Origin of the sequence: Amycolatopsis sp. cmx-4-83 (assembly GCF_046548815.1) — a bacterium.
Lineage (GTDB): Bacteria > Actinomycetota > Actinomycetes > Mycobacteriales > Pseudonocardiaceae > Amycolatopsis > Amycolatopsis pretoriensis_A.
Genome location: NZ_JAEBEF010000009.1, coordinates 499,750 through 526,711 on the forward strand (window position 1 = coordinate 499,750; position 26,962 = coordinate 526,711).

General features: G+C 72.2%; 30 protein-coding genes and 1 riboswitch. Of the genes, 18 read left to right on the forward strand and 12 right to left on the reverse strand.

Translation table 11 applies throughout. From position 1 onward, the window contains the following. Positions 1-25: 25 nt before the first annotated feature. The 6 genes from rsfS to ACLJQM_RS29230 all read left to right on the forward strand — a co-directional run bounded on the left by rsfS (position 26) and on the right by ACLJQM_RS29230 (position 5,862). Complete coding sequence (gene rsfS / locus ACLJQM_RS29205) at positions 26-421, forward strand: ribosome silencing factor (protein ID WP_247020711.1); 396 nt, start codon at positions 26-28, stop codon at positions 419-421. Further along, entirely contained in the window at positions 418-1,032 is a 615-nt protein-coding gene (locus tag ACLJQM_RS29210) for a histidine phosphatase family protein (RefSeq protein WP_247020713.1), read from the forward strand. Before rsfS ends, ACLJQM_RS29210 begins: the two co-directional genes overlap by 4 nt. Positions 1,033-1,035: 3 nt before the next feature. Beyond that, on the forward strand, positions 1,036-1,764 hold the full coding sequence (gene octT, locus ACLJQM_RS29215) for a diglucosylglycerate octanoyltransferase (RefSeq protein ID WP_247020715.1): 729 nt from the start codon (positions 1,036-1,038) through the stop codon (positions 1,762-1,764). A 4-nt stretch (positions 1,765-1,768) separates the two neighbouring features. Further along, a complete protein-coding gene (locus tag ACLJQM_RS29220; RefSeq protein WP_360769539.1) occupies positions 1,769-2,626 on the forward strand; it encodes a DegV family protein in 858 nt (285 codons plus the stop codon). Between the two features lie 147 nt (positions 2,627-2,773). Then, entirely contained in the window at positions 2,774-3,487 is a 714-nt protein-coding gene (locus tag ACLJQM_RS29225) for a ComEA family DNA-binding protein (RefSeq protein WP_360769542.1), read from the forward strand. Next, complete coding sequence (locus ACLJQM_RS29230; protein ID WP_410633527.1) at positions 3,484-5,862, forward strand: ComEC/Rec2 family competence protein; 2,379 nt, start codon at positions 3,484-3,486, stop codon at positions 5,860-5,862. Before ACLJQM_RS29225 ends, ACLJQM_RS29230 begins: the two co-directional genes overlap by 4 nt. A gap of 42 nt (positions 5,863-5,904) precedes the next feature. Here the strand turns inward: ACLJQM_RS29230 and thrC are convergent, their stop codons facing one another. After that, a complete protein-coding gene (gene thrC, locus ACLJQM_RS29235) occupies positions 5,905-7,170 on the reverse strand; it encodes a threonine synthase (RefSeq protein WP_360769547.1) in 1,266 nt (421 codons plus the stop codon). A gap of 12 nt (positions 7,171-7,182) precedes the next feature. After that, a riboswitch (SAM riboswitch) is annotated at positions 7,183-7,316 on the reverse strand. Between the two features lie 148 nt (positions 7,317-7,464). Between thrC and holA the strand changes: the two genes are divergently transcribed. Further along, positions 7,465-8,445: a DNA polymerase III subunit delta gene (holA, locus tag ACLJQM_RS29240; protein ID WP_247020725.1), complete on the forward strand. Its 981-nt coding sequence runs from the start codon at positions 7,465-7,467 to the stop codon at positions 8,443-8,445. Positions 8,446-8,502: 57 nt separating this feature from the next. On the opposite strand, the gene rpsT is transcribed toward holA, so the two are convergent. Beyond that, positions 8,503-8,763: a 30S ribosomal protein S20 gene (rpsT, locus tag ACLJQM_RS29245; RefSeq protein ID WP_247020727.1), complete on the reverse strand. Its 261-nt coding sequence runs from the start codon at positions 8,761-8,763 to the stop codon at positions 8,503-8,505. Positions 8,764-9,106: 343 nt separating this feature from the next. Here rpsT and ACLJQM_RS29250 point away from each other — a divergent pair, with 343 nt between their 5' ends. Together ACLJQM_RS29250 and ACLJQM_RS29255 are read left to right on the forward strand one after the other, a co-directional pair. Next, positions 9,107-9,970, forward strand: coding sequence for a DMT family transporter (locus ACLJQM_RS29250; protein ID WP_410633529.1), 864 nt, complete (start codon positions 9,107-9,109; stop codon positions 9,968-9,970). 23 nt (positions 9,971-9,993) lie between these two features. After that, the gene (locus ACLJQM_RS29255) at positions 9,994-10,368 is read left to right on the forward strand and encodes a VOC family protein (protein WP_410633531.1); all 375 of its coding nucleotides are present in this window, start codon (positions 9,994-9,996) and stop codon (positions 10,366-10,368) included. Here the strand turns inward: ACLJQM_RS29255 and ACLJQM_RS29260 are convergent. After that, entirely contained in the window at positions 10,365-10,985 is a 621-nt protein-coding gene (locus tag ACLJQM_RS29260) for a class I SAM-dependent methyltransferase (protein WP_360769557.1), read from the reverse strand. The genes ACLJQM_RS29255 and ACLJQM_RS29260 overlap by 4 nt on opposite strands. 115 nt (positions 10,986-11,100) lie before the next feature. Here ACLJQM_RS29260 and lepA point away from each other — a divergent pair, with 115 nt between their 5' ends. Together lepA and ACLJQM_RS29270 are read left to right on the forward strand one after the other, a co-directional pair. Beyond that, positions 11,101-12,942 (forward strand): translation elongation factor 4, encoded by a 1,842-nt coding sequence (gene lepA / locus ACLJQM_RS29265; RefSeq protein WP_410633532.1) that lies wholly within the window; start codon positions 11,101-11,103, stop codon positions 12,940-12,942. A 130-nt stretch (positions 12,943-13,072) separates the two neighbouring features. Continuing rightward, on the forward strand, positions 13,073-13,642 hold the full coding sequence (locus ACLJQM_RS29270; RefSeq protein WP_360769562.1) for a Uma2 family endonuclease: 570 nt from the start codon (positions 13,073-13,075) through the stop codon (positions 13,640-13,642). 12 nt (positions 13,643-13,654) lie between these two features. On the opposite strand, the gene ACLJQM_RS29275 is transcribed toward ACLJQM_RS29270, so the two are convergent. The 4 genes from ACLJQM_RS29275 to ACLJQM_RS29290 all read right to left on the reverse strand — a co-directional run bounded on the left by ACLJQM_RS29275 (position 13,655) and on the right by ACLJQM_RS29290 (position 17,032). Further along, positions 13,655-14,236 (reverse strand): hypothetical protein, encoded by a 582-nt coding sequence (locus ACLJQM_RS29275; protein WP_247020740.1) that lies wholly within the window; start codon positions 14,234-14,236, stop codon positions 13,655-13,657. Between the two features lie 25 nt (positions 14,237-14,261). Then, complete coding sequence (locus ACLJQM_RS29280) at positions 14,262-14,708, reverse strand: pyridoxamine 5'-phosphate oxidase family protein (protein WP_360769564.1); 447 nt, start codon at positions 14,706-14,708, stop codon at positions 14,262-14,264. An 89-nt stretch (positions 14,709-14,797) separates the two neighbouring features. Continuing rightward, positions 14,798-15,220 carry an HIT family protein gene (locus ACLJQM_RS29285; protein ID WP_360769567.1) on the reverse strand — a complete coding sequence of 141 codons (423 nt, stop codon included), beginning with the start codon at positions 15,218-15,220 and terminating at the stop codon, positions 14,798-14,800. A 39-nt stretch (positions 15,221-15,259) separates the two neighbouring features. After that, complete coding sequence (locus ACLJQM_RS29290) at positions 15,260-17,032, reverse strand: family 20 glycosylhydrolase (RefSeq protein ID WP_410633534.1); 1,773 nt, start codon at positions 17,030-17,032, stop codon at positions 15,260-15,262. 108 nt (positions 17,033-17,140) lie between these two features. Between ACLJQM_RS29290 and ACLJQM_RS29295 the strand changes: the two genes are divergently transcribed. From ACLJQM_RS29295 to ACLJQM_RS29305, 3 genes are read left to right on the forward strand one after another with little or no spacing between them, the layout of a single operon-like run. Further along, positions 17,141-17,650, forward strand: coding sequence for a MarR family winged helix-turn-helix transcriptional regulator (locus tag ACLJQM_RS29295; protein ID WP_360769573.1), 510 nt, complete (start codon positions 17,141-17,143; stop codon positions 17,648-17,650). A 48-nt stretch (positions 17,651-17,698) separates the two neighbouring features. Next, entirely contained in the window at positions 17,699-18,055 is a 357-nt protein-coding gene (locus ACLJQM_RS29300; protein WP_247020752.1) for a nuclear transport factor 2 family protein, read from the forward strand. 17 nt (positions 18,056-18,072) lie between these two features. Further along, the gene (locus tag ACLJQM_RS29305) at positions 18,073-19,122 is read left to right on the forward strand and encodes an NAD(P)H-dependent flavin oxidoreductase (RefSeq protein ID WP_247020755.1); all 1,050 of its coding nucleotides are present in this window, start codon (positions 18,073-18,075) and stop codon (positions 19,120-19,122) included. Here the strand turns inward: ACLJQM_RS29305 and ACLJQM_RS29310 are convergent. The 3 genes from ACLJQM_RS29310 to ACLJQM_RS29320 all read right to left on the reverse strand — a co-directional run bounded on the left by ACLJQM_RS29310 (position 19,119) and on the right by ACLJQM_RS29320 (position 22,832). Further along, positions 19,119-20,582, reverse strand: a complete 1,464-nt coding sequence (locus ACLJQM_RS29310) for an APC family permease (RefSeq protein WP_410633536.1) — start codon at positions 20,580-20,582, stop codon at positions 19,119-19,121. The two genes, ACLJQM_RS29305 and ACLJQM_RS29310, sit on opposite strands and share 4 nt — an antisense overlap. Before the next feature lie 91 nt (positions 20,583-20,673). Beyond that, a complete protein-coding gene (locus tag ACLJQM_RS29315; protein WP_410633538.1) occupies positions 20,674-21,717 on the reverse strand; it encodes an alpha/beta fold hydrolase in 1,044 nt (347 codons plus the stop codon). A 149-nt stretch (positions 21,718-21,866) separates the two neighbouring features. Further along, the gene (locus ACLJQM_RS29320; RefSeq protein WP_247020761.1) at positions 21,867-22,832 is read right to left on the reverse strand and encodes a zinc-binding alcohol dehydrogenase family protein; all 966 of its coding nucleotides are present in this window, start codon (positions 22,830-22,832) and stop codon (positions 21,867-21,869) included. Positions 22,833-22,891: 59 nt separating this feature from the next. Here ACLJQM_RS29320 and ACLJQM_RS29325 point away from each other — a divergent pair, with 59 nt between their 5' ends. From ACLJQM_RS29325 to ACLJQM_RS29335, 3 genes are read left to right on the forward strand one after another with little or no spacing between them, the layout of a single operon-like run. Next, the gene (locus ACLJQM_RS29325) at positions 22,892-23,095 is read left to right on the forward strand and encodes a hypothetical protein (RefSeq protein ID WP_247020762.1); all 204 of its coding nucleotides are present in this window, start codon (positions 22,892-22,894) and stop codon (positions 23,093-23,095) included. 11 nt (positions 23,096-23,106) lie between these two features. Further along, the gene (locus ACLJQM_RS29330) at positions 23,107-23,574 is read left to right on the forward strand and encodes a ribonuclease domain-containing protein (RefSeq protein WP_247020764.1); all 468 of its coding nucleotides are present in this window, start codon (positions 23,107-23,109) and stop codon (positions 23,572-23,574) included. Next, positions 23,571-23,939, forward strand: a complete 369-nt coding sequence (locus tag ACLJQM_RS29335; protein WP_247020766.1) for a barstar family protein — start codon at positions 23,571-23,573, stop codon at positions 23,937-23,939. The genes ACLJQM_RS29330 and ACLJQM_RS29335 overlap by 4 nt, the downstream gene beginning before the upstream one ends. Here ACLJQM_RS29335 and ACLJQM_RS29340 read toward each other — a convergent pair. Continuing rightward, a complete protein-coding gene (locus tag ACLJQM_RS29340) occupies positions 23,914-24,894 on the reverse strand; it encodes an Lrp/AsnC family transcriptional regulator (protein WP_410633539.1) in 981 nt (326 codons plus the stop codon). The two genes, ACLJQM_RS29335 and ACLJQM_RS29340, sit on opposite strands and share 26 nt — an antisense overlap. On the opposite strand from ACLJQM_RS29340, the gene ACLJQM_RS29345 reads away from it, so the two are divergent. Then, positions 24,887-26,191, forward strand: a complete 1,305-nt coding sequence (locus tag ACLJQM_RS29345; protein ID WP_410633541.1) for an MFS transporter — start codon at positions 24,887-24,889, stop codon at positions 26,189-26,191. The genes ACLJQM_RS29340 and ACLJQM_RS29345 overlap by 8 nt on opposite strands. Here ACLJQM_RS29345 and ACLJQM_RS29350 read toward each other — a convergent pair. Beyond that, positions 26,188-26,955 carry an enoyl-CoA hydratase family protein gene (locus tag ACLJQM_RS29350; protein ID WP_247020770.1) on the reverse strand — a complete coding sequence of 256 codons (768 nt, stop codon included), beginning with the start codon at positions 26,953-26,955 and terminating at the stop codon, positions 26,188-26,190. The genes ACLJQM_RS29345 and ACLJQM_RS29350 overlap by 4 nt on opposite strands. Positions 26,956-26,962: the final 7 nt, after the last annotated feature.

A 26,962-nucleotide genomic window follows, 5' to 3' on the forward strand; every position in this document is an offset into this window, starting at 1 on the left:
CGAACCCGATCTGTGAAGGAGCACTGTGACAGCCACGTCCGAGGCACGAGAGCTGGCCGTAGCGGCCGCACACGCGGCGGCGGACAAGAAGGCCAGCGACGTAGTCGTGCTGGACGTGTCCGAGCAGCTCGTCATCACCGACGCCTTCGTCATCGCCTCCGCGTCCAACGAGCGGCTGGTCGGCGCGATCGTCGACAACGTCGAAGAGAAACTGCGGGAGAGCGGCCACAAGCCGGTCCGCCGCGAAGGCGCCCGCGAAGGCCGCTGGGTCCTGCTCGACTACGTCGACGTCGTCGTGCACGTCCAGCACGTCGAGGAGCGCACGTTCTACGGCCTCGAGCGGCTGTGGAAGGACTGCCCGCGCATCGAGGTGGCCGGTCTCGAGGAGCCACCCGCCGACGAGGACCCGGACGTCCCGTGAGCCCGCGGCGGCTCGTGCTCTGGCGCCACGGCGAGACGGACTACAACGCCGCCGGGCGGATGCAGGGTCACCTGGATTCGGCGCTGACCCCGCGCGGCTGGAACCAGGCCCGCTTCGCGGTGCCCGCGTTGGCCCGGTTCTCGCCCGACCTCGTCATCGCGTCCGACCTGCGCCGCGCCACCGACACGGCCACCGTGCTCACCGACGCCATCGGCGTCCCGCTGCGCATCGACAAGCGCCTGCGCGAGACGCACCTCGGCGAGTGGCAGGGGCTCACCGGCGCGGAGGTCGACGCGGCCTACCCCGGTGAACGCGATCGCTGGCGCACCGACGCGACCTGGGCCCCGCCGGGCGGCGAGAACCGCGTCGACGTCGCCGACCGCGCCGGTGAAGTGGTCGCCGACCTGCAGCAGGCCAACTCCGACGTCGGCGACACCGTGCTGCTGGCCGCGCACGGCGGGCTGATCATCGCGCTCACCGCCCGGTTGCTGAACCTGCCGGTCACGATCTGGCCGTCGCTGGGCGGGATCTCGAACTGCCACTGGGTCGAGCTGGGCCTGCGCGACGGCAAGTGGCGGCTGCACGCCTTCAACGCGGGGATGCACGGCTAGCCGATGGGGCCACGCCTGCTGGTGTTCGGCGATTCGCTGAGCTTTCACGGTCCGGAAGGACCCTGCGCCGCGGACGAACCGCGGCTGTGGCCCAACATCGCGGCCGCCGCGCTCGGCGGCACCGCCGACCTGGTCGCCGGGATCGGCTGGAACGCCCGCGACGCCTGGTGGTCGCTGACCGGCGACCCGCGCGTGTGGGCCGACCTGCACCACGTCGACGCCGTCGTGTTCGCGGTCGGCAGCATGGACACGCTGCCGTCGCCGCTGCCCACTTACCTGCGCACCGGGCTGCGCTACCTGCGGCCCGACCCCGTCCGGCGGGTCGTGCGCAAGGCCTACCTCGCCGCGCAGCCCCGGCTTTCGATCGCGTTCCGCGGCCGGCCTACGGTGCTGCCGGCCAGACTCACCGTCCAGTACCTCGACACCGCCGTGGGTGCGCTGCGCGCCCTGCGGCCCGAGCTGCCGGTCTTCGGGATGCTGCCGTCGGTGCACCGCGCGGCGGCCTACGGCGGCGTGCACACCGCGCGTCCCGCCGCGGCGGCCGCGATGGCGGCGTGGAGCGCGCGGGCGAACGTCCCGCTGCTCGACCTCGAAGCCGTTGTCGGAGAGCACGTCCTGAGCGGTGAGGGCAACCCGGACGGCATGCACTGGGGCTGGCAGGGACACGCCTCGGTGGGCGACGCGATGTCCGTGTTGATGGCGCCGGTGCTGGCCCCCGGCCACGTAGGCTGACGGCGTGTCGGTCGCCGTAGTCACGGATTCCACCGCCCACCTGCCGGAGGGCTTCGCCGAACGGCACGCGGTCCGGGTGGTGCCGCTGCACGTCCTCGTCGACGGCGTCGTCTCGCTCGACGGCGTCGAGACCGGCCCGGCGGCGGTCGCCGAAGCGATGAAGCAGCGCAAGATCGTCACGACTTCCCGGCCGACCCCGACCGAATTCGCCGCGGTGTACCGCGCGGCGTTCGCCGAGGGCGCGGACTCGATCGTCTCGGTCCACCTGTCGCGCGAGCTCTCGGGCACGTGGGAAGCGGCGGTGCTGGCGGCCCAGGAAGTGGGGCCCGACCGGGTCCGCGTGGTCGATTCGCGGACCACGGCGATGGGGCTCGGGTTCGCCGCGCTGCACGCCGCCGGTGCCGCGGCCACGGGCGCCGAACCCGCCGCCGTCGAGGCCGCCGCGATGACGGCGGCCGCGTGCTCGTCGACGTTGTTCGTCGTGGAAACCCTCGACCACCTGCGCCGCGGCGGCCGGATCGGCCCGGCGGCGGCGCTGCTCGGCACGGCGCTCGCGGTGAAACCGGTGCTGCACATGGCCGACGGCCGGATCCTGCCGCTGGAAAAGGTCCGCACCATGAACCGGGCGATCGCGCGGCTGGTCGAGCTCGCCGCCGAAGCCGCGGCCGGCGACGACGTCGAGCTCGCCGTCCACCACCTCGCCTCGCCGGAACGGGCGGTCGAACTGGCGAACCGGCTCGAGGAAGCCGTCCCGCGCTCGGCGGGCTGCGTGGTCTCCGAGCTGGGCGCGGTGATCGGCGCGCACACCGGGCCGGGGGTGCTGGGCGTGGTCGTCCAGCGCACGGTCCCGTCCCGGAGCTAGCCGAACCCGCCAGCATGCCACCCGGGTACGACGGAAACGGCCGTTCCCGGGCCGGGCCGGGTGAATCCGTCCACAACACCCCGGTTGTCCACAGGAAGCACCACCACCCCTGTCGGCCCCCTCCCCGCGCGCCCTAACGTCGATCGTGTGTTCGAGCAGCCCGCCCGGGATCCGGGCCTCCCCGTCAACGACCGGCTCTCCTGGCTGGCCGACCAGCTCTCGCCCGATGCGAGCACGGTCGGGCCGGGTGGCCGGCTGGTCCGGCGCTGGCTGCCGGGCGGATCGGCCGGTCCCGGCCGCCGCCGGTGGGCGCTCGCCGGCGTCTTCGCCGCGGTCGTGGTGATCGTCCTCGGCGCGGTCACGCTCTTCGGCGGCCGTCCGGCACCCGAGCCCCTGCCCGCGCTGCCCGGTGCGAAACCGGCGGCGGAGGCGCGGGCCGCGCCCCCGACCGGCCTGGTCGTCAGCGTGATCGGCCGCGTCCGGTCGCCGGGGCTGGTCACCGTGCCCGCCGGCGCCCGCGTCGCGGACGTGCTGCGCGCGGTGGGCGGGGCCGATCCCGGCGCGGACGTCTCCGGGCTGAACCTCGCCCGCAAGGTGACCGACGGCGAGCAGCTCGCGGTCGGCGTCCCGGCACCCGCCGCCGTCCCCGGTGCGCCGGCGGAGGGCGGGAAGGTCGACCTCAACGCGTCGACCGCGGACCAGCTGGACACGTTGCCGGGCATCGGCGAGGTGATGGCGAAGCGGATCGTCCAGTGGCGGACCGACCACGGCGGCTTCACCAAGATCGAGCAACTGCGCGATGTCGACGGGCTCGGCGAAAGCAAATTCGAGAAGCTCCGGGAGAAGGTGACGGTCGGATGAGCGCCTTCCCCGCGACCGACACCCGGCAGGACATGCGGCTGGTGCCGGCGGCGCTGGCGTGCTGGCTGGCCGCGCTCGGCGGTCTGCTCCTCGGCTGGTGGACGGCCGTGGCCGCCGGGCTCGCCTCGGCGGTGCTCGCCGGGCTCGTGCTCTGGCGGGCCCGCGACCGTCCTCGCGCGCTCAGTGCGGCGGCGGCGCTGCTGGTCCTGGGGCTCGTCGCCGCCGGGCCGGTCGCCTGGCGGATCCGCGACGCGCAGCAGGACGCCCTGCGCGCCGAAGCGGCCCAAGGACTGCCCGCGGTGCTGCGGGTCGTCGTCGCCGAACGCCCGAAACCCGTGCGCGGCGCGGGTTACGCCGATCGCCAGGCCGGTGCCCGGTCGGTGGTGCTGGCGGCCGACGTGCGCACGGCGTCGGTCGACGGGCGGCCGGTGTCGTCGTCCGGACGCGTCCTGCTGCTGGCTCCGGTCGCCCAATGGGCTTCGCTTCTCCCGGGCCAGGAAGTGACCGTGCCCGGCCTGCTGATGCCGCCGCGCGGCTCGGACCTGACCGTGGCGGTGCTTTCGGTACGCGGCCCGCCGGGGGAGCCGGGTCCGGCGCCGTGGTGGCAGCGGGTGGCGGCCGGTCTGCGGGCCGGTCTCCACGACCTGTGCCAGGCACTGCCGGACGAACCCGCCGGGCTGCTGCCGGGGCTGGTCCTGGGCGACACGAGCGCGTTGTCACCGCGCGTCGAGCAGGAGTTCGTCACCGCCGGCCTCGCCCACCTCACCGCGGTCAGCGGCGGAAACCTCGCCGTCGCCTGTGGTGCGGTCCTGCTGCTGCTTCGGTTGCTGCGGCTCGGGCCGCGGCTGTCGGCGGTGGCGGCGGGAGCCTGCCTGGCGGGGTTCCTCGTCCTGGTCGGGCCGGAGCCGAGCGTGCTGCGGGCCGGGGTCATGGCGGCGGTGGCGTTGCTGGCGCTGGCGCTGGGCCGGCGGGGTTCGGCGTTGCCCGCGCTGGCGTTCGCGGTGTGCCTGCTCGTGGTGGTGGATCCGGCGATGGCCACGGACTTCGGGTTCGCGCTGTCGGTGTGCGCCACCGCCGGGCTGGTGCTGCTCGCGCCGCGCTGGGCCGGCGGGCTGGTCCGCCGCGGGGTTCCGCCGGGCGTCGCCGAAGGACTGGCGATCCCGCTGGCCGCCTTTCTGGTGACGTCGCCGGTGCTCGCGGGCATGGCGGGCTCGGTGAGCCTGGTCTCGGTGCTGACCAACGTCCTCGCCGCGCCGGTGGTGGCCCCGGCGACGGTGCTCGGCGTGCTGGCGACGGTCACCGGCCCGTGGTGGCCGGGTGCCGGGGAGTTCCTGGTGCACCTCGCCGATCCCGAAGCCCGGTGGCTGATCACGGTGGCCCGGCACGGCGCGCGTGCGCCGGGTGCGGTCATCGCCTGGCCGGGAGGCTGGTGGGGCGGGCTCCTCGCCGCCGCCGTCCTCGCGGTGCTGGTGCTGGCCGCCCGGCGACGGCGGGTGCGGTTGCTCATGGCGGTGCTGGCCGCCGGCGCGTTGCTCGTGCTCGTGCCGGTCCGGGTGCTGGCGCCGGCGTGGCCGCCGCGGAACTGGGCAGTGGTCGAGTGCGACGTCGGCCAGGGCGACGCGGTGGTGCTGGCGACCGCCGAACCCGGGCGGGCCGTCGTCGTGGACACCGGGCCCGAACCGGGGCCGGTCGACGAATGCCTGCACCGGCTGGCCGTCGACCGGATCCCGCTGCTGGTGCTGAGCCACCTGCACGCCGACCACATCGGCGGGCTGGCGTCGGTCTTCGACGGCCGGGCGGTCGGCGGGATCGCCGTCGGGGCGGGGCGGGCGCCGGAGTGGGCGTGGCGGCAGGTGGCCGCGGAAGCGGCCCGGCAGGCGGTGCCGCTGGTGGAGCTGAACCCGGGGGAGCGGCTGGCCTGGCCGGGATTGTCGCTCGACTTCTTGGGGCCGCGGTACGTACCGGCGCGCTCGGCGGGGCAGGACGGAACGACCATCAACAACAGCTCGGTCGTGCTGCGGGCGGACACGGCGGCGGGCCGGGTTCTGCTGACCGGCGACGTCGAGCTGGCCGCGCAAGCCGACCTGCTCGCCGACATCGGTGACCTGAAAGCGGAGGTGCTGAAAGTCCCCCACCACGGTTCGCGTTACTCGCTGCCGTCTTTCCTCACGGCGGTGGCGCCGCGGGTGGCCTTGGTCAGCGTGGGCGCCGGCAACACCTACGGCCACCCGAACAAGTCCACAATGGACACCTTGACGGCGCTCGGTGCGCTCGTCACGCGGACCGACGTCGACGGCGACACGGCGGTCGTGACGGACACGGCGGGGCCGGCGGTCGCGCGCCGGGGCGAGCCTCGTGGCCCGCCGCGCCGCTGAAACCCGGGGCACGCCTCGCGGCGCGCCCCGGGCCGGCGGACGTCAGTAGCCGAGCGCCTTGTTCACGGCGGCGGCCGACGGGGGCACGATCGCCTTGGGACCCACGTGGTTCTCGATCGCGTCGAGGGTCTTGAGGCCGTCGCCGGTGATCAGCAGGACGGTCTCCGCGTCCGGGTCCAGCTTGCCCGTCTCGATCAGCTTCTTCGCCGTGGCGACGGTGACGCCGCCGGCCGTCTCGGTGAAGATGCCTTCGGTGCGGGCCAGCAGGCGGATGCCTTCGACGACCTCTTCGTCGGTGACGTCCTCGATCGCGCCACCGGTGCGGTTGACGACGTCGAGCACGTAGGGGCCGTCGGCCGGGTTGCCGATCGCCAGCGAGCGGGCGATGGTGTCCGGCTTCACCGGCTGGACGACGTCATGGCCGGCGCGGAACGCGGCCGACACCGGCGAGCAGCCGGTGGCCTGGGCGCCGAACACCTTGTACGGGCTGGCGTCCACGAGGCCGAGCTGGCCCAGCTCACGGAAACCCTTGTCCACCTTGGTCAACTGCGAACCGGAGGCGATCGGCACGACGATCTGCGAGGGGATGCGCCAGCCGAGCTGCTCGGCGACCTCGAAGGCCAGCGTCTTCGAGCCTTCCGAGTAGTACGGCCGGACGTTCACGTTCACGAACGCCCACTTCGGGTGCTCGCCGGCCAGCTCGGTGGCGAGGCGGTTGACGTCGTCGTAGTTGCCGTCGACCGCGACGAGGTCGCCGTCGTACACGGCGGTGGTGAGGATCTTGGCGCGCTCGAGGGACTTCGGGATCAGCACGACCGACCGCCAGCCGGCGCGGGCCGCGGCGGCGGCCGTCGCGTTGGCCAGGTTGCCGGTCGACGGACACGCGAGCACCTCGAAGCCGAACTCGCGGGCCGCGGCCAGCGCGACGGCGACGACGCGGTCCTTGAACGAGTGCGTCGGGTTGCCGGTGTCGTCCTTGACCCACAGGCGCTTGAGGCCGAGTTCCTTGGCGAGGCGGTCGGCGCGGACCAGGCGGGTCGCGCCCGGCTCGGTGTTGGGGATCTCTTCGACGTTGGACGGAACCGGGAGGAGTTTCTTGTAGCGCCAGATGTTCTTGGGGCCGGCCTCGATGTCTTCGCGGCGGACGCGGCCGAAGTCGTAGGCGACCTCGAGCGGCGAGAAGTCTTCGGCGGAGACGAATTCGGGGGCGAGCGGCTGCCGGTGGCCCTCTTCCTTCGACACCAGCTCGACGGCGGGACCGAGGTCCGGGGTCTTGGTGGTGGAGGTCGTGCCGAGGGTTGCGGTCATCGCGAGGTTCCTTCCTCATCTGCCCCGCCGAAGCGGGCCGGAATTGGCACCGTGGTCGTCAGCTACCCCGCGATCGCGGGATGACGGGCTGTACGCCGGTTGCCGGGGCTTCGTCGGGCCGTTCCCTCTGCCCCTCTGGATGAGCGGTATTCAGTTGTCGGTGCGCGCACGCCGGGATTCCCCGGGGCGGGCTGCCTCGCCTACACCGTACGACATGGTGCTCGAGCCGTGCCATGGTGTCCGCTCGACATCACCGGAGCGGGCGCACCGCGGCGCGGGTGAGAGGATTCGGGGGTGACCGCGCAAGCCACCGCCCCGGCCCCGCTGCACCTGGTGCTGGGTGACGAAGAACTGCTGATCGAGCGGGCCGTCCGCGAGACGCTGGCCGCCGCCCGCGCGATGGACGCCACGGCCGAGCTGACCCGGGTCCGGGTGTCCGATCTCACAGCCCCCGAGCTGGCCGAACTGGTGAGCCCGTCGCTGTTCAGCGAGGGCCGCGTGATCGTCCTCGAATCGGCGCAGGACATCTCGCAGGAGCTGGCCGACGCCGTGGCGTCCTACCTGAAGGACCCGGCGGAGGGGGTCGTGCTCGTCGTCGTCCACACCGGGGGCGGCCGCAGCAAGGCGGGCAAGACGCTCCCGGCGTCGCTGAAGAAGGCCGGGGCCGAGATCACGGAGTGTCCGAAGCTGACGAAGCCGGCCGAGCGCGAGCAGTTCGTGCGGCACGAGGTGCGCCGGGCGGGCGGCAAGATCGACCCGGCCGGGGTCGCCGCGCTGATCGACGCCGTGGGCTCCGACCTGCGCGAACTCTCCTCGGCGGCCAATCAGCTGGTGGCCGACACGGGCGGGACGATCGACACCGACGCGGTCCACCGGTACCACCGCGGCCGCGCCGACGTGACCGGGTTCGCGGTCGCGGAGAAGGCCGTCAGCGGCGACCGCTCGGCGGCGCTGGAGTCGTTGCGCTGGGCGATGCAGCTGGGGGTCCCGCACGTCCTGGTGGCGGACGCGCTGGCCGACGCGGTCCGCACGATCGCGCGCGTCTCGGGGGCCGGGCGCGGCAACCCGAACCAGCTGGCGGGTGAGCTGGGCATGCCGCCGTGGAAGATCCGCAAGGCGCAGGGCCAGTCCCGCGGGTGGAACCAGGACGGCCTGGCCACGGCCATGCGGGTGGTCGCACGGCTGAACGCCGAGGTCAAGGGCGTGGCGGCGGACCCGGGCTACGCGCTGGAGCGCGCTGTCCTCGAGGTCGCGGCGGCCAAGGGCGACCGCTGACCCCGGACACGGAGAAGGCCCCGGCCGGAGCCGGGGCCTTCCCAGAAATCAACCAGCTCAGAGCGCGTTGACGCGCTTGGCCAGCGCCGACTTCTTGTTGGCGGCCTGGTTGGCGTGGATGACGCCCTTCGAGACGGCCTTGTCCAGCTTCTGGGCGGCGTCGCGCTGCAGCTCCGTGGCCTTGGCCTTGTCGCCGGCGTCGGCCGCTTCGCGGACCTTGCGGATCGCGGTCTTCACCGAGGACCGGATCGCCTGGTTGCGCTGACGCGCCTTCTCGTTCGTGGTGATGCGCTTGATCTGCGACTTGATGTTGGCCATGAGGCAACTCCTGCTTTCACTCGGTGAGATCCGCCGCCGCGCTCGTTCGGCCCCGCTGAAAAGCGGGTTTCCTCCATGACGGAATGCCGCACGGCAACGAGCGTCCACTTTAACAGCCCAGCTCGCGGCGGCTTCCGGCGGCACCTGATCACCGGGGGTACGGTGGACGGCGGTCAGTGCCTAGGGTTCCGTCGCCGGTCCGCACGCCGTACACACAACCAGGGCCGGGCGGGTCTGGTCCGAGCGGCACCATCGGCGGGCCCGGACGGCCGGTCGTTCATCTGACGGGGCAAAAGCCTGGAGGACCCGGTTTTCGCGCCCGCGAAAACCCGTGAGGGGTCCCGTGAACGCCACCGCCCTGTCCCTCGTCCTCGTCGCCGCCGTGGTGCACGCCGCGTGGAACCTCGCCGCCAAGCGGATCTCCTCCGGCGGCACCCAGTTCGTCTGGCTCTACTACACCGTCGGCGCGGTCGTGCTCTTGCCGATCACGGTGGTGCAGCTCGTCGTCGAAGCGGACCGTCCACAGTGGAGCTGGCTGCTCGCCGGGTTCGTCACCTCGGTGCTGCACATCGCCTACGGGATCGTGCTGCAACGCGGCTACCGCGTCGGTGACCTGTCCGTCGTCTACCCGGTCGCCCGGGGCACCGGACCGCTGCTGTCGGTGCTGGCCGCCGTCCTGGTGCTGGGTGAACGCCCCGGGTGGCTCGGTCTCGTCGGCGCGTTCCTGGTCATCGCCGGGGTACTGGTGATCAGCACCGGCCGTGGCGGCGGTGACCCGCGGGCCCGCCGGGCCGGGATCGGCTACGGGCTGCTGACCGGGGCCGTCATCGCCGGGTACACGCTCTGGGACGCGCACTCGGTGACCGGTCTCGGCGTGCCGCCGGTCGTCTACTTCGGCCTCGGCTCGATCCTGCAGAGCGTGCTGCTCGTGCCCGGTGCGCTGGCCGGCCGCGCCGAAGTGACGCGGATCTGGCGCGAGCAGCGCCGCGAGGTGTTCGTGGTCGGGCTGCTCTCGCCGGTCGCCTACATCCTCGTCCTGTTCGCCCTCACGATGGCGCCGGTCAGCCTGGTCGCACCCGCCCGCGAGCTGAGCATCGTGCTCGGCGGCCTCGCCGCGTGGCTGGTGCTGGGCGAACGCGACGCCGTGCGGCGGCTCGCCGGCTCGGTGCTCGTGCTGTCCGGCATCGCCGCGATTGCGGCCGCCTGAGCCCGTCCGGTAGGGATGGTGCGATGGAAGTCCTGAAGAGCAGGCTGATCATCCGCCCGCGCGACGCCGCCGCGACCACCGCGTTCTACCGCGACACCCTCGGCCTGGCCGTCGAGCGCGAATTCCCCGGCGGCACCGTGTTCTTCCTCGGGCACGGCTCCCTGGAGGTCTCCGGCGAGGGCGAGACGGGCTCGTCGCCCGATCTGGTGCTCTGGCTGCAGGTCCGCGACCTGGCCGGCACCCTCGCCGACCTCGAGGCCAAGGGCCTGGAACCGGTCCGGGACGCCCAGCGCGAGCCCTGGGGCCTGGACGAGGCCTGGATCGCCGACCCGGACGGCACGCGGATCGTCCTGGTCGAGGTCCCCGAAGGCCACCCGATCCGGACGGACACCCGCTAGGCGGGCTTGACGGCGCGCAGCTGGGCGGCGAGCGCGGCGAAACCGGGCGGCTCCCAGGTCCACGTCTGCAGGTCGGCGAAGCCCGCCGCCGTGGCCTCGTCGGCCAGCACGTGCCTGCTCACGGGCAGCCACTTCTCGTGCGCGGACAGCAGCAGCCGTCCGCCGGGGCGCAGGACCCGGAACAGCTCGGCGAAGCCCGCCGCGCGGTCGTCCCAGAGCATGACGTTGTTCACGGTCAGGACCACGTCCACCGACTCGCCGGGCTCGCCGGTGCGCGCGGCCGAACCCTCTCGCAGCTCGGCGCGGTCGCCGCAGCGGTCGTGGCACAGCGCGAGCATCTCGGGGGAGGGGTCGACGCCGATGGTGCGGCCGGCCAGGCGCGCGGCCGCGTCGAGGCCGACGCCGGGGCCGGGGCCGATGACCAAGGCGGTTTCGTCCGGTTCGATCTTCGCGAGGTCGACGACGCGGTGTTCGGTCGCGGCGTTGCCCCGCGCCATCACCCAGCCGCCGAGGCGGCCGAGCGGTCCCGAAGGGTGACCGAACGCACGGTCGAGAACGCGGGAAAACCCGCTGGTCTCCGGCTGGGGAGGGGGTGCCGGCTGGTGCGGAGTGCTCATACTTCGAGGGCACCACGGATCGCGAAACCCCGCATCGGGGATGACCCCCACCCGCACCCGGAGGGCCATGGGACCATAGAGGTGGCCATCCCCGACTTTCCGAGGACTCATTCGAGTGACGACGTTCGCCGACACCACCTTCACGCCGCCGGAGCTCATCCGGAACTTCTGCATCATCGCGCACATCGACCACGGCAAGTCCACCCTGGCCGACCGCATGCTGCAGCTCACCGGCGTCGTGGAAGAGCGGGCCATGCGCGCTCAGTACCTCGACCGGATGGACATCGAACGCGAGCGCGGCATCACGATCAAGGCGCAGAACGTCCGGCTGCCCTGGCAGGTCGACGGGCAGGACCACGTCCTGCACATGATCGACACGCCCGGCCACGTCGACTTCACCTACGAAGTCTCCCGGGCCCTGGAGGCGTGCGAAGGCGCCGTCCTGCTGGTCGACGCCGCGCAGGGGATCGAGGCCCAGACGCTGGCCAACCTCTACCTCGCGCTGGAGAACAACCTCCAGATCATCCCGGTGCTCAACAAGATCGACCTGCCCTCGGCCGACCCCGACAAGTACGCGGGTGAGCTGGCCCACATCATCGGCTGCGAGCCCGACGACGTCCTGCGGGTGTCGGCCAAGACCGGCATGGGCGTCGGCGCGCTGCTCGACGAGGTGGTGAAGTCGGTCCCGGCGCCGCAGGGCGACGCGGACGCGCCGGCGCGGGCGATGATCTTCGACTCGGTCTACGACACCTACCGCGGCGTCGTCACCTACATCCGGGTGGTCGACGGCAAGATCACCCCGCGCGAGCGCATCAAGATGATGTCCACCGGCGCCACCCACGAGCTCCTGGAAGTCGGCATCATCTCGCCGGAACCCAAGGCCAGCAAGGGACTCGGCGTCGGCGAGGTCGGCTACCTGATCACCGGTGTGAAGGACGTCCGGCAGTCGAAGGTCGGCGACACCGTGACGTCCGAGCGCCACGGCGCCAAGGAGGCGCTGGCGGGCTACCGCGAGCCGAAGCCGATGGTCTACTCCGGGCTTTACCCGGTGGACGGCTCGGACTACCCGGAGCTGCGCGAGGCGCTGGACAAGCTCCAGCTCAACGACGCCGCGCTCGACTACGAGCCGGAGACGTCGGTGGCGCTGGGCTTCGGCTTCCGCTGCGGCTTCCTCGGCCTGCTGCACCTGGAGATCACGCGCGACCGCCTCGAGCGAGAGTTCGGCCTCGACCTGATCTCGACGGCACCCAACGTGGTCTACGACGTCGTACTGGACGACGGCAAGGAAATCCACGTCACCAACCCCTCGGACTGGCCGACCGGCAACAAGATCGACAAGGTGCTGGAGCCGGTCAGCAAGGTCAGCATCCTGGCGCCGTCGGAGTTCATCGGCACGATCATGGAGCTGTGCCAGAACAAGCGCGGTCAGCTGCTCGGCATGGACTACCTGTCCGAGGACCGGGTCGAGCTGCGCTACAACCTGCCGCTGGGCGAAATCATCTTCGACTTCTTCGACACGCTGAAGTCGCGGACGCGCGGCTACGCGTCGCTGGACTACGAAGAGGCCGGCACGCAGTCGGCGGACCTCGTCAAGGTGGACATCCTGCTGCAGGGCGAGGGTGTCGACGCGTTCTCCGCGATCGTGCACAAGGACGACGCCTACAACTACGGCAACCGCATGGTGAACCGGCTTCGCGAGCTGATCCCGCGGCAGAACTTCGAAGTGCCCATCCAGGCCGCCATCGGCGCGCGGATCATCGCGCGCGAAACGATCCGCGCGATCCGCAAGGACGTTCTCGCCAAGTGCTACGGCGGTGACATCTCGCGGAAGCGGAAGCTGCTGGAAAAGCAGAAGGAGGGCAAGAAGCGGATGAAGACCGTCGGCCGCGTCGAGGTCCCGCAGGAAGCCTTCGTCGCCGCACTGTCCACTGAGGACTCGGGTAAGAACAAGAAGTGAGTGTCGCCTCGAAGTGACACCGGCGCCGTTGTTCACTCTTACGCGTGAATAACGGCGCCGAACCCGTGTTCGATGCGGTTTCTGTCGGTGCTCTCTGGTGCTCTGGTGCGAAGAGCGAAAGGAGGGCACGATGACTCTCATGATGGACTTCCAGTATCCGACCGGGTCGGGCCCCATGACGGTGCGCGACCTGGAGGGGATGCCGGATGACGGCCGAAGATACGAGCTCATCGACGGGGCGCTGCTCGTGACCCCGGCGCCCGGGCTGCGGCACCAGAAGATCGCCTACCGCCTCTACGGCGTGCTGGAAGCGGCGTGCCCGGCCGAGTTCGACGTGCTCGGCGCGCCGTTCGCGGTGCACCACGGCGACCGGATCGAACTGCAGCCGGACGTCCTGGTCGGCCGCGCGGAGGACTTCACCGAGAAGGACCTTCCGGCGCCGCCCGTGCTCGCCGTCGAAGTGCTGTCGCCGAGCACGGCGATCTACGACCTGAACCTCAAGAAGGCGGTCTACGAGCGGCTCGGCACGGGCAGCTACTGGGTGATCGACCCGGCCGACCCCGCGCTGACGGTGTTCGAGCTGGACGAAGAGGGCCACTACCAGCAGGTGGACAAGGCGGCGGGCGACGAGGTCCTGGAGGTCGAGCTGCCCTTCCCGGTGCGGATCGTGCCGCGGGAGCTGCTGGGCCGCCGCGGTTAGCGGCCGGGCCGGTCAGTGGTGGCGGATGCGGGGTGAGCCGCGCAGCTGGGCGTGCAGCTGCCGGTGCCGCAGTTCCTTGCGGAGGCGCTCGACGACGGCGTCGAACAGGGCCGGGTCGAGGATCGCCGTCTGCTCGAACTGCCGCCGGCCCGGCGGCGCCGGAGCGAGCCGGCCGCGGGGCGCGTAGCGCTGCACCGAGCTTTCGACACCACCGCCGGTGACCAGGTCGACCCACAGGGCATCGCGGACGAAGCCGTCGCCGAAGCGGGCTGAGCGGCGCGGCGTGATGTCGGCGATCTGCGTCCACGGGATCACGCGGGTGCTGAGGGTGCCCGCGGGCAGGCGGAGGCCTTCGTCGCCGACGGTGAGGTCCTGCAGGCCCGCGAAGCCGCGTTTGAGCTCGCGGGCGCGGGACGCGCGGTAGACCAGCACGGCGAGGAGCACGGTCGCCGCGTAGGCACCGCCGATCAGCCACGGCGACTGACCGCGAACCAGCCCGAGGGCGAGCACCACGCCGAACCCGGCGTCGGCGACGAAGAGCACGCCGAGCAGGACCTTGACCGGCGTGGTGACGCGAGGCGGTGACTCGGACAACGAACGACTCCCGGAGACGGAAGGATCAGGAATTGCCGATTATCCGGTCCGCCCGGATGAACACCGCGACCCGCCGCTCTTCGGCCATCACGCGGTCGTACTCGTCCCAGTCGTCATGAGTCCCGGTCGCGGCGATGAACACGTCGCGCAGCAGCCGAGGCAGCCCGGCGGGATCGAACGCGGGATCGGGATCATCCGGCCCGACGAGGTGGGTGGCCCCGGTGACGGAGAGCCAGTTCCACCCCCGCCGAAAGGTGACGGTGGCATGTCCGGCCCGCCGCAGCAGCGCGAGCTTGTGCGCCTTCCCGACAGCGACATAAGCGATCCCGGGCGTCCCGGTCACCGGATCATCGAAGACCCCGGCGTTGACAACGGAGGAGTGCACAGTCCCATCGGCCCGCGTGGTGGCCACGGTGGCCAAGCCGTGCTCCTGCAACGACAGCGTCCGAACCTGCTCCAGATCAGCGCTCATGCCCCAACCTAACCCGCGGAGCAGGCCGGGTGTTCCGCTTTCACCGCCCGCAGCGCGCCGCTGACGGTCTGCGCCCGGCGACTCGTCCATCATGGCCGGTCGAAGTGCGGCCTCAACCGCCCGCACAGGTCCACGCGCTCGTCGTGCGGTGCGCTGGGCAGCGCGACGTCCATCCAGCCGGCCTCGGGCGGCGTACCGCGGTGCCGGACGAAGACGTGCTGGTGGAAGTGCGGCACGGTCCGACCCGTGACGGCCGAGTGCAGGGACTCGGCATCGAGCTCGGCGCGCAACGCCCGCGCGGCCAGCCAAGCCGCTCTGCCTACCGCCAGCGCTTCGGGCCCGGTGAGGGCGTCGAGGCACGCGACGTGCCGCCGGGTCTCGACGAAGAGGTAGCCGAAGAACCCGGGCTCGGCTCCGTGGCTCACGACGACCAGATCGTCGGACCAGACTTCAAGGCTCGTGAGCGGCCCGTTACCGCGATGCTTGGCGCAGATCGGACACGGCTCCGGCATGGCCGCAGGGTAGCGACACACGCCGGAGCCGACCGAAGGTCAGCAGGTGCCGTTGTCCGTCCACACTCCCCACTGGCCCGTCGTTCCCGGCTCCTCGCCTTGCGTCCACCACTTCGCCGTCCACTTGTGGCCGTTGTGGGACACCACGTTCCCGCCCGTGTACACCTGCGAAGCAGCCCAAGCCGGGTCCGCGCACGTGCCCGGGTTCGTCGTGCCGCCGGTGTCCCACGCGACCTGTGAAGACCGGTAGAAGTCGATGTCCTGTGCCACCCAGCGGGGGGCCTGGGCGCCGAGGCGGGTGCGGAACGTCGTCCAGTCGTGCGTGGACCACGGGGACCACCCCAGTTCCGCGTGGGCGGCCAGGCGGGGGAACGCCAGGTAGTCGATGTCGGCCGGCTTGGTCACCGTTTCCGCCCACAAGGGGGACTCCACGCCGCGGACCGCGGACTCCGACACGCCCGAGAGGTATGCGCCCGGGTTCCAGCCGTACGCGTCCTGGACCTCGATGTAGCCCGCCCACGACAGGCCGATCGGGCTCGAGCTGTTGTACTTCATGTCCAGGTACGCCTTGTTCGCCGGTGACAGGATCACCTTGCTGCCGCGCGACGCCGCCGCCGACACGCCTGCGTCCGACGCCGTCGTGCCCCAGAACTGCGGGGTGGCCGAGGCCGGCAGGGTCGCCTTCGCGATGTCGTGCCAGCCCACCACCTGCTTGCCCGTCGCCGCGACCAGGGGGAGGACCTTGTTCACGAACGTCAGGTAGTCGGCCGCCGAGGTCGACGACGCTTCGTCGCCGCCGATGTGGAGGTACGGGCCCGGGGTCAGGGCCGCCAGTTCGCGCAGGACGTCCGCGATGAACGTGTACGTGATGTCCTTCGAAATGCACAGCGAGCTGTAGCCGACCGCCGTGTCCGTGCGCAGTGCCGGCGCCACCCCGTTGCAGTTCAGTTCCGCGTACGACGCCAGCGCCGCGTTGACGTGGCCCGGCATGTCGATCTCCGGGATGACCGTGATGTGGCGGGAAGCCGCGTAGTTCACGATCTCCGTGTACTGCGCCTTCGTGTAGTAGCCGCCCGCGCCGCCGCCGACCTGGGTGCTGCCGCCGTACGTCGCCAGCTTCGGCCAGCTGTCGATCTGGATGCGCCAGCCCTGGTCGTCGGCCAGGTGCAGGTGCAGGTTGTTGATCTTGTACTGGGCGAGCTGGTCGAGGTAGCGCTTGACCGTCGACACCGGGTGGAAGTGCCTGGCGACGTCGAGCATCGCGCCGCGGTAGCCGAACCGGGGGTAGTCCAGGACCGTCGCGCCCGGGACGTTCCACGGGCCGGGCTGCGCCGACGCGCTCTCGACGCTGCCGGGCAGCATCTGCCGCAGCGTCTGAACGCCGGCGAAGAGCCCGTCGGCCGTCTGGGCGCGCACCGTGACCGAGGATGCCGTCGACACGAGCTGGTAGCCCTGCGCGCCGACGGCGGCGGGCGCGCCGCTCAGCAGCAGCGCGATGCTGTCGGACGGCACGGATGCCGGCGCGTCCGACACCGGCAGCGCGAAGCCGGTCGACGGGCGCAGCACGCCGGCCAGGTAATCGCCCACCTGCTTGGCCGGGGCGGAGCCCGCCTCGGTGACGATCTTCGTCGTCGAGACCAGCGGGAAGGTGACCCCGGTGGCCGCGGTCACCGAGACCGGCACAGGCACGATCGACTGCAGCGCCGGCGTGGCCGCCGCGGCCGGGCTGAGCTGGGCGGCGGTCGTGCCGGCACCGAGCAGTGCCAGCACGGCGAGTGCGCGGCCGAGGCGCCGCGTTCTGGACGTCTTCACCGGGGGACCTCCTGGCGGGATGGGCGCGACATCGCCGTCGCACCTGCCCGGATCGTCGCACCTTCGGCGGTCGTGGTCTAGACCAGTCTGGGTGGTTAAGCTCGCGCGGTGACGCGGGACTTTGCGCCGGGGTCGCCGTTCGCGCTGCTTTCGGAAGCCGAGACGGCCGCCTGGTACGCCTACATGAAGGTGCACCTCCGCCTGGACTACGAGCTGAACCGGCAGCTGCGGGCCGACAGCGGCCTCTCGCTCGCCGACTACCACGTCCTGGTCGCCCTGACGAGCGCCTCCGGCGGCCGGATGGGGGTCACCGACCTCGCGATCCGCATCGGCTGGGAGCGCAGCAGGCTCTCGCACCACCTGAAGCGGATGCGCGATCGCGGGCTGGTCGGGACCGGGACCGCGGCCGAGGACCGCCGGGTCACGGAGGTGGTGCTGTCCGAGGCCGGCTGGGAGGCGTTGCGCCAGGCCGCGCCGGACCACGTCGGGTTCGTGCGGCAGGCGTTCCTGGACGCTCTCGAACCCGGCGAGCAGGCGCAGCTGACGACGTTGCTCGAGCGGGTCTACGACCGGCTCGTCGAGCGGGGCACGCTGCCGCGGCCGGAGGACCACCCCTGACAGTTGCGTGACATGTCACGTAATATGGCCGCGAACCCAGGAGGTGCGATGGCGACGGTGGCCGAGCTGATGCGGGCGAACCTGCTCGACGTCTTCAACGAGCGTGACGACGAGCGGCGGGCGAAGGCGATCGCCGCGACCTACGCGGCCGACGTCGAGTTCGCCGATCCGGAAGGGGTCGCGAGCGGCCACGAGGAGCTGAACGCCAAGGCGAAGGGGCTGCTGGAGCAGTCCCCGGGCTTCGTGTTCACGGCCGCGGGTCCGGTGCTGGTCAACCACGACCTCGGTCACCTGGCCTGGGCGCTCGGCCCGGCGGGCGGACCGCCGGTCGTGCGCGGGATCGACGTCGCCCTCGTGGCGGACGGGGTGATCAAGAAGCTCTACACGATGCTGCTGCCCGCCTGAGTACTACGCTCGGGAGCATGTTCGACGAGCTGGCGTTCCCGGTCATCGCCGCCCCGATGGCGGGCGGGCCCACCACCCCGGAGCTGGTCGCCGCGGTGACCGAGGCCGGCGGGTTCGGCTTCCTCTCGGCCGGCATGCTCACCCCCGCGGCGCTGGCGGCGCAGATCGACCGGACGCGGGAGCTGACCGGCGGCGGGTTCGGCGTCAACCTCTTCGTCCCGCAGCCGGACACGGGTGCCGACATCGGCGCGCACCGCGAACGCCTCGAGGCCTTCGCCCGCGAGTATGACGTCGAGCTCGGCGAACCGAAGTGGGACGACGACAACTACCCGGCGAAGCTCGAGGTCGTGCTCGAAAAGCGGGTGCCGGTCGTGTCGTTCACCTTCGGCCCGCCGTCGCCGTCGGAGATCCAGCGGCTCAAGGACGCCGGCGCGAAGGTCGTCATCACCGTGACCACGCCCGAGGCCGCGCAGCGCGCCGCCGACCTCGGCGCCGACGCGCTCGTCCTGCAGGGCTTCGAAGCGGGCGGGCACCGCAGTCTCTTCACCGACGACGCCCGGCTGCCCGGCGGTGGCGCGGAATACGGCGTGCTCGCGCTGCTGCGGCTCGTCGCCGCGCGCGTCGACCTGCCGCTGATCGCGGGCGGCGGCCTGGTGCACGGCGCGGACGTCGCCGCGGTGCTCGCCGCCGGGGCGGTGGCCGCCCAGCTCGGCACGGTCTTCCTGCGCGCGGACGAGGCCGGGACGTCGGAGGCCCACCGGAAGGCGCTGGCGCTCGCCGAACGCGAGACGGCGTTCACCCGGGCCTTCAGCGGCCGCCCGGCGCGCGGGCTGGTCAACAAGTTCACGGACGCGCTGTCCGACGGCGCCCCCGCGGCCTACCCGCAGCTCAACCACCTGGCGGGGCCGGTGCGCAAGGCGTCGGCCAAGGCGGGTGACCCGGAAGCGATTTCGCTGTGGGCCGGCCAGACCTACCCGCTCGCCTACGACGCCTCGGCCGCCGTCATCCTCGAGCGGCTGAAGGTCGAGGCGCGCGACGCCGCCGCCCGCCTCGACCGCATCCGCTAGTCCGTCTTCCCGGCCTCGGGAGCGCCGCCGGTGCGGTTCAGCACCGAATTCCGCCGGCTGTAGAGGAAGTAGACGATCATCCCGAGCACGAACCAGACGGCGAACCGGATCCAGGTTTCCGGCTGCAGGAACGTGATCAGCCAGAGCGAGAACACGATGCCGACCGCGGGCACCACCGGCATGCCCGGCGTCTTGAACGTCCGGGGCAGGCCGGGCTGCTTGTAGCGCAGCACGATCACCGCGACGCAGACCACGACGAACGCGAGCAGGATGCCGATGTTCGTCAGCTCCGCGGCCTCGCCGATCGGCAGCACCCCGGCGATGACCGCCGACGCACCGCCGAGGATCCACGTCATCCGGCTCGGCACCTGCCGCTTCTCGTTGGTCTTGCCGAGCCACGCCGGCAGCAGGCCGTCGCGGCTCATCGAGTAGCCGACGCGGGTGGCGCCCATCAGGAACGTGAACAGCACGGTCAGGATGCCGATGATGGCGCCGATCGCGATCACCGTGGCCAGCCCGTCGAGACCGACTGACTTGAACGCCGTCGAGAAGCCGCTCTTCGGGTCGATTTCGGTGTACTTCTGCATGCCGGTCAGCACCAGGCAGGCCAGCACGTAGAGCACCATCGAAATGCCCAGCGAGTAGAGGATCGCCTTCGGCATGTGCCGTTGCGCGTCCTTGGACTCCTCCGCGGCAGTGCTCATGGCGTCGTACCCGAAGACGGCGAAGAACACCGTCGCCGCGCCGGTCACCGCGCCGCCGAAGCCGGCCGGGGCGAACGGCGTGTAGTTGCCGGTCTTGACGTAGAAGAAGCCGACGAGCACGACCACCAGCACGATCAGCACCTTGATGCCGACCATCGCCGTCTCGAACCGGGCGGCGCTGCGGATGCCGCGGTTGAGCAGGTACGCGATGAGCAGGCAGAGCAGCGCGGCGAAGAGGTCGACCTTGTGGCCCGGCCCGGTGCCGGGCGCGCCGAGCATCCAGGCGGGCAGGTCGAGGCCGAGCTGGCCCAGCAGGAAGCTGAAGTAGCCGGAGATGCCGATGGCCACCACCGCCACGATCGCGGTGTACTCCAGCAGCAGGTCCCAGCCGATGAACCAGCCGACGATCTCGCCGAGCACGGCGTAGCCGTAGGTGTAGGCCGACCCCGCTTTCGGGATCAGGCCGGCGAATTCGGCGTAGGAGAACGCGGCCGCGGCGCTCGCGACGCCCGCGATGAGGAACGAGATCAGCACGGCGGGCCCGACGCCGGGGATGCCGGCCGAGTCGTCGCCGTGCGCGACACTGCCGGCGAGGGCGAAGATCCCCGCGCCGATGATGCCGCCGATGCCGATGGCGGTCAGTTGCCACAGCCCCAGGGTGCGTTTGAGGCCGCCGGCTTCGCTGGTGTCCTGGATCTGGTCGATCGGCTTGCGCCGGAAGATGCCGGAGCTGGAGCCCAGGCTTGGAGCGGACATCTTCGTCTCCCGAACGTCGGTGTACGAGCCCGGATCACGGACCCAACGGGGGAACCTACCGCCAACTCCGCGTGAAGACAGCGTGAGCGGATCAGCCCGCCGCGGTGTCCTCGCTCACCGCTTCCGACGCCGTCGCGGCCGCGCGCTTGGCCTGGGTGGTGCGGACCGCGCTCGCGGCGAAGTAGGTGAGCAGCTCCGCGATCTCGACCGGGTCGTCCAGCTGCGGGCAGTGCCCCCAGTCCTCGCGCACCAGCAGCTTGCTGTGCGGCACCAGCGTGTGCAGCTGGCGCCCGGACGCGGCGGTGACGAGCTTGTCCTTGCCGCACGCGACGACCAGCAGCGGGACCTGGACCGAGTCGAGGCGGTAGGCGTCGGCGAGCTCCGCGACGAGCTGCCGCGCCTGCTCGAGGCGGCTCTTGGTCGCGCGGTAGTCCGGGAACAGCGCGGTGAAGCGCTGCACCTGCGCCGCGTCCGCCGCCGTCGAGTCGGCGTAGAGCAGCCGCGGGACGAGCTGCTCGGCGACCTTGCGCACCAGGAACCCCGGCACCGGGACCGGCAGGGACGAGTACAGCCGCAGGGGCAGCGGGTAGCGCGCCATCGTCCGGATCAGCCACGAGTCGACGAACCCCGGCGCGGCGATCGAGACGACGCCGGAGAGCGCCAGCCTGCTGTTCTGCGCCGCGCGCAGGCTCATCGTGCCGCCGAGGGAGTTGCCCGCCAGCACGACCGAGCCGAGCACGGCCTGTTCGCGGACGACGGCGGTGGTGAAGGCGTCGAGCTGCGGCAGCATCGGGCCGGGCCGCAGCGGCTGCGCGTCGCCGAAACCGGGCAGGTCCACCGCGATCGCCGGGATGCCGGCGGCGGCGAGCTGCTCCAGGGCGGGGCGCCAGGTGTCGGCGCTGTCGCAGTAACCGTGCAGCAGCACCAGGCGCGGCGCGGTGGGCCGCAGGTGCGGGACGGCGGATCTGCGCCGCAGCGAGCGGCGGGGGAGCTCCGGTTCGGGGCCGGTGTCGCCGACCTCGAGGACGCGGGTGCGGACGCCGGCGTAGCGCCGGAAGGAGACCCGGATGGGATCCGGATCACTGCTGGGCCGGCCGCCCGGTCCAGCCGGAGCGGGCCGCTTCGTCGCGGTCATGTTTACAGATTAGCTTGCCGCCCTTGGGTTTTGGTCGAATATGGGTGCTAACGACCAGATCTCGATCCGAGTACGTTGACAATTCACCAAGTGGGCGGTAAAAGCGGTGACCTGGGCGGGCCGGGAGCCGATCCGCCCAGGTCAGCGCGTCAGCGGGTGAAGACGATCTTGCCGGCGGTGTCGCCGTCGAGCATCGCCTGGAATCCCTTGGCTGCCTCTTCGAACGGCAGTTCCTGCCCGATCTGCGGCCGCACGCCGGTGATGTCGAGGTAGGCGAGCAGGTCCGCGAGCTCGTCGCGGGTGCCCATGGTCGAGCCGGAGACGCGCAGCTGCAGGAAGAAGACGCGCTGCAGTTCGGCGCCCGCGTCCGGGCCGCTGGTCGAGCCGGAGACGACGATGATGCCGCCCGGCTTCAGCGACTTGACCGAGTGCGACCAGGTCGCCTTCCCGACGGTCTCGAACACGGCGTCGACGCGCTCGGGCAGCCGCGCGCCCGACTCGAACGTCTGGTGCGCGCCGAGACTCGTGGCCAGCGCGCGCTTCTCCTCGGTCCGGCCGGTCACCCAGACCCGGAACCCGGCCGCGCGGCCGAGCTGCACCAGCGCCGTCGAGACACCGCCGGAGGCGCCCTGCACGAGCATCGTCTGGCCCGGCCGCAGCCCGGACTTCACGAAGAGCATCCGGTAGGCGGTCAGCCAGGCCGTGCCCATCGTGGCGGCCTCGGCGAAGCTCAGCGCGGTGGGCTTCGGCACGACGTTGCGGGCCGGGACGATCACCTGGTCGGCGAACGTGCCCTGGTGCTTCTCGGTGAGCAGGGTGCGCTTCGGGTCGAGGGTGTCGTCGCCCTGCCAGCCCGGCGCGTTGATCACCGAGTGGAGGACGACCTCGGAGCCGTCGTCGAGGGTGCCGGCGCCGTCGCAGCCGAGGATCATCGGGAACTGCTCCGGCTTGATGCCGACCCCGCGCAGCGTCCAGAGGTCGTGCATGTTCAGGCTGGCCGCCTTGACGTGCACGCGGACCCAGCCGTCCGGCACGTCGGGTTCGGGTCGCTCGCCGACGACGAGCGAGTCCAGCGGGCTGTCGGCGTTGGGTTCCTGCGCGTACACGGCGAACATGTCCAGCAACGTACCGCCCCAGGCACGCGGGGGCAGCGAAGCGCGCGTAGGCTCACACTGTGTTCAACGGGCTTGCCGACTGGTGGGACGGGGTCGAGCTGTGGCTCGCCCAGGCGTGGTTCCCGGTCCAGTTCGTGCTGGTCATGGTGGTCGTCGTGCCGCTGTGCCTGGCCGCCGCGTGGGTGCTCGACAAGCTCGTCGGGCTGTTCGCCAGCCGCCTGACTCCGGGGCGTGACGACGACCGCTCCGACGGGTCGGCATAGGCTCGCGCACCATGTTCAACCGAAGGCGGATCACCGCCGCGCTGATCGGGCTCCTCGTGCTGGTGCTGGGGGGCTGGCTGGTCAAGGACGCCGTCGGCGGCGGCTCGTCGTCGCCCGCTTCGAGCAGCGCTCCCAGCTCGTCTTCGAGCACGCCCGCCAAGGGCGGCGCCACCGTTCCCGGGTCCGACTCCGGGCTCCCGCTGAAGGCGCTTTCCGCGTTGCCCGCCCAGGCCGCGGACACGTGGAAGCTGATCGAAAAGGGCGGGCCGTACCCGTACCCGCGCAACGACGACGTCGTGTTCGAAAACCGCGAGAAGCGCTTGCCCGGCAAGAAGTCCGGCTACTACCACGAGTACACCGTGAAGACGCCGGGCAGCTCCGACCGCGGCGCGCGGCGGCTGATCACCGGGCAGGCGCACGAGCTGTACTACACCGGCGACCACTACTCGTCGTTCGTCGTCGTGGACCCGGCCCGATGAGCGCGCCGGAGCAGGCGAAGGCCGCCGCGGAGGCGGCGTTCGCCCGAGGTGCGTACCCGCACGTCGTGAACTCGCGGCCCACTGTGGACAAGGTGAGCACGCTGAGCGCGTTCGCCGATGCACTGTCCTTTCCGGACCACTTCGGGCAGAACCTCGACGCGCTCTACGACTGCCTGACCGACCTGTCGTGGCTGCCGCCGGGGGAGCACGTGCTGATCTGGCCGGGCTCGGACGCGCTGCGCAAGGCCGAACCGAAGACGTACCTGGCGATCCGCAGCGTGCTCTCGGACGCCCAGCGCGCGCTCGGCCCGAGCGGGCGCAGCGCCGGTTCGTGGCGGCTCACGGTCGTCCTGCCGGACGCCTGAGCGGCGTCCCCGCGCGCTTGACCGTGCGGATCACCGGTGCGCTCTCGAGGGTCTGCACCCCGCGGATCCCCGCGACGCGGCCGGTGAGGTAGCGGTAGAGGTCGCCGCCGTCCCGGCAGTTCACCATCGCGGTGAGGTTCGTGGTGCCGGTGGTGGCGACGGCGAACGACGTCTCCGGGTGGCTCGCCAGCGCCTCGCCCGCTTCGGCCAGGTGCGCGGGGGACACGGTGAGCCACAGCCGCGTCTCCGACCGGAACCCGAGCCCGGCCGGGGAGACGTCGAGGTGGTAGGTCAGCGTGCCGTGCCGCCGCAGCACGTCCATCCGGCGCCGAACGGCGGAGTCCGACCAGCCGGTCGCTCTCGCCAGCGCGGTGTAGCTCGCCCGGCCGTCGTGGGCGAGCGCGTCCAGGAGCGGCTGGTCCTCCGGCGTCGGCGAGAGACTCCCCCGCGGTGGTGGCGGCCGGAGCTGCTCGACCTGCCCGGGGGACAGGCACCGCACCCCGCGCCAGCCGTCCGGGAGCGCGAACGTGTGCAGCAGTTCGTGCGCGGAGACGGCGGTGACCCGGCTCGCCCGCGGCAGCTTGTGCAGCAGCAGGTCGTCCCGCCCGGTCGTGTCGGGGGCGTGGACGGTGCAGGAGATTTCGGTCCCGCCGGAGAGCAGGTGCACCCACGACACGTCGGGCCGGTCGGCCAGCGCGTCCGCGACGGCGGCGCCCGCGTCCGGCGTCGTGCGCAGCCGCAGCGTCCACGTCGTGTAGCCGGCTTCGCCGCCGCTGACGGCCCCGGTGACCCGCAGGACGCCGGCGGTCCGCAGCCGCTGGTAGCGCCGGGCCGCGGTGTTCTCCGAGACGCCGAGCACCCGGCCGATCGTGCGCATCGGGGCGCGGCCGTCCAGCTGCAGCGCGTGGACCAGGCCAGATCCTTCGGGCCACCCGAAGGGAGTTTCGATGCGCAAGTGGTGGCCGTTGCTCGCGGTCTGTGCGGGTTCGTTCCTGTTCCTGCTGGACACGACCGTCGTGACGGTGGCGCTGCCCCGGATCGGCGCCGACCTGACGGCGTCGCTGGGGCAGTTGCAGTGGGTGCCGGACGGCTACACGGTGGTCCTGGCTGTGCTGATGCTGGCGGCGGGTTCGCTCGCCGACCGGTGGGGTGTGCGGCGGGTGTTCGTGAGCGGGCTGGCGGTGTTCGGGCTGGCGTCGCTGGCGTGCGGGCTGGCGCCGGACATCGGGACGCTGATCGCCGCGCGCGGGGTGCAGGCGGTCGGCGGCGCGGCGCTGGCCGTGACCGGGTTCGCGGTGCTGGCCGCGACGTACGAAGGGCGGGCGCGCGCGACGGCGATCAGCGTCTTCTTCGCGGTCAGCGGCCTCGGCGCGGCGGCGGGGCCGCTGGTGGGCGGAGTGCTGACCGAGTACTTCGGCTGGCCGGCGATCTTCTTCGTCAACGTGCCGTGCGCCGCGCTGACCGCCGTGTTCGCGGCTTTCGCGCTGCCCGCGGACACCCCGGCGCGGCGCGGCCGGTTCGACTTCGCCGGCGCGGCGTGGTTCGCGGTGGCGGCGGCGAGCCTGGTGCACGGGCTCACCCTGGGCGGCTCGGGACAGTGGACGTCACCGGTCACGCTCGGGGCGCTGGGCGTTTCGGCGGTCGCCTTCGCGGTGTTCGGCGTCGTCGAGCGGCGCGCGGACCCGCTGCTGGACCTGCGGTTGTTCCGCGACCGCGAGTTCACGACGCTGGTCGCCTGCGCGGCGGCGTCGACGCTCACGTTCGCGGCGCTGGTGTACGTGTCCCTGTGGCTGCAGACGGATCGCTCGCTGAGCCCCTCCGCGGCCGGGCTCGCGCTGGCGCCGCTGGCGGTGGCGTCGTTCCTGACGTCCACGCTGCTCGGGCGTTTCCTGCACCGCTTCCCGCCGCGGGTCCTGCTGGGCGCCGGGGTGCTGCTGGGCGCGCTCGGCTGCATGCTCCTGCTGGGTGTGGCGGTGCCGGCGGGCCTCGCGGTGACGGGGATCGGCGTCGGCATCGCGGGCCCGGCGACGGGCGCGGCGATCGCGGCGGCGGCCCCGCCGGGGCGGGCCGGGATGGCCGCGGGGATCCTGACGACGACCCGCCAGTTCGGCCAGACGCTCGGCGTCGCGGTGCTCGGGATCGCTTACCAGGCCGGGGGTGTGCGTCCGGTGTACGCACTGGCCGCTGCGTGCGGCGCGGCCGCGGGCCTGCTCGCGCTGTTCCCGCGGAAGCAGGCCCGCGTCGCGGCTTAGTCCTGCGGGACCCAGTTCGGCTTGCGCTTCTGGGCGAAGGCCAGGATGCCCTCCTGGCCTTCCTCGCTCGCGAAGAACTTCGCCGACAGGCCGAGCATCTCGGCGAAGCCGTCGGACGGCGTCGCGAAGCGGGGGCGGCTCAGGAGGGCCTTCGTCTCCGCCAGCGCCTTCGGGCCGCCGGCCGCCAGTGCCTTGACGAAGCGGGCGACCTCGGCGTCGAGGTCGTCGGTCGCCGAGTTCAGGAGGCCGATCTCGACCGCGCGGCGGGCGTCGAACGTGTCGCCCGTCAGGAACAGCTCGTGGGCCGCGCGCGGGTTGAGGCGGGGGAGGACCGTCAGGGAGATGATCGCCGGGACCACGCCGATGCGGACTTCGGAGAAAGCGAACGTCGCTTCCGGCACCGCCACCGCGATGTCGCACGCCGCCACCATGCCGATGCCGCCGGCGCGGGCGGGGCCGGCCAGGCGGGCGACGACCGGCTTCGGGCTGGTCCACAGCTGCTCGAGGATCTTCGGGAACTCGTTGACGCCCTGGTCGCCCGCGCTGCCGCCGCGGGCTTCCTTGAGGTCCATCCCCGCGCAGAACACCGGGCCCGTGTGGGTCAGCACGACCACCCGGACGGCGTCGTCTTCGGCCGCCTTCGTCAGCGAGTCCGAGAGCTCGCGGCGCAGCTGCGCCGACAGCGCGTTGCGGTTGTGCGGGGAGTCCAGGGTGATCGTGGCGGTGCCGCCCACCACGTCGTAGTGCACCAGTTCGTCAGCCATGCCCGTC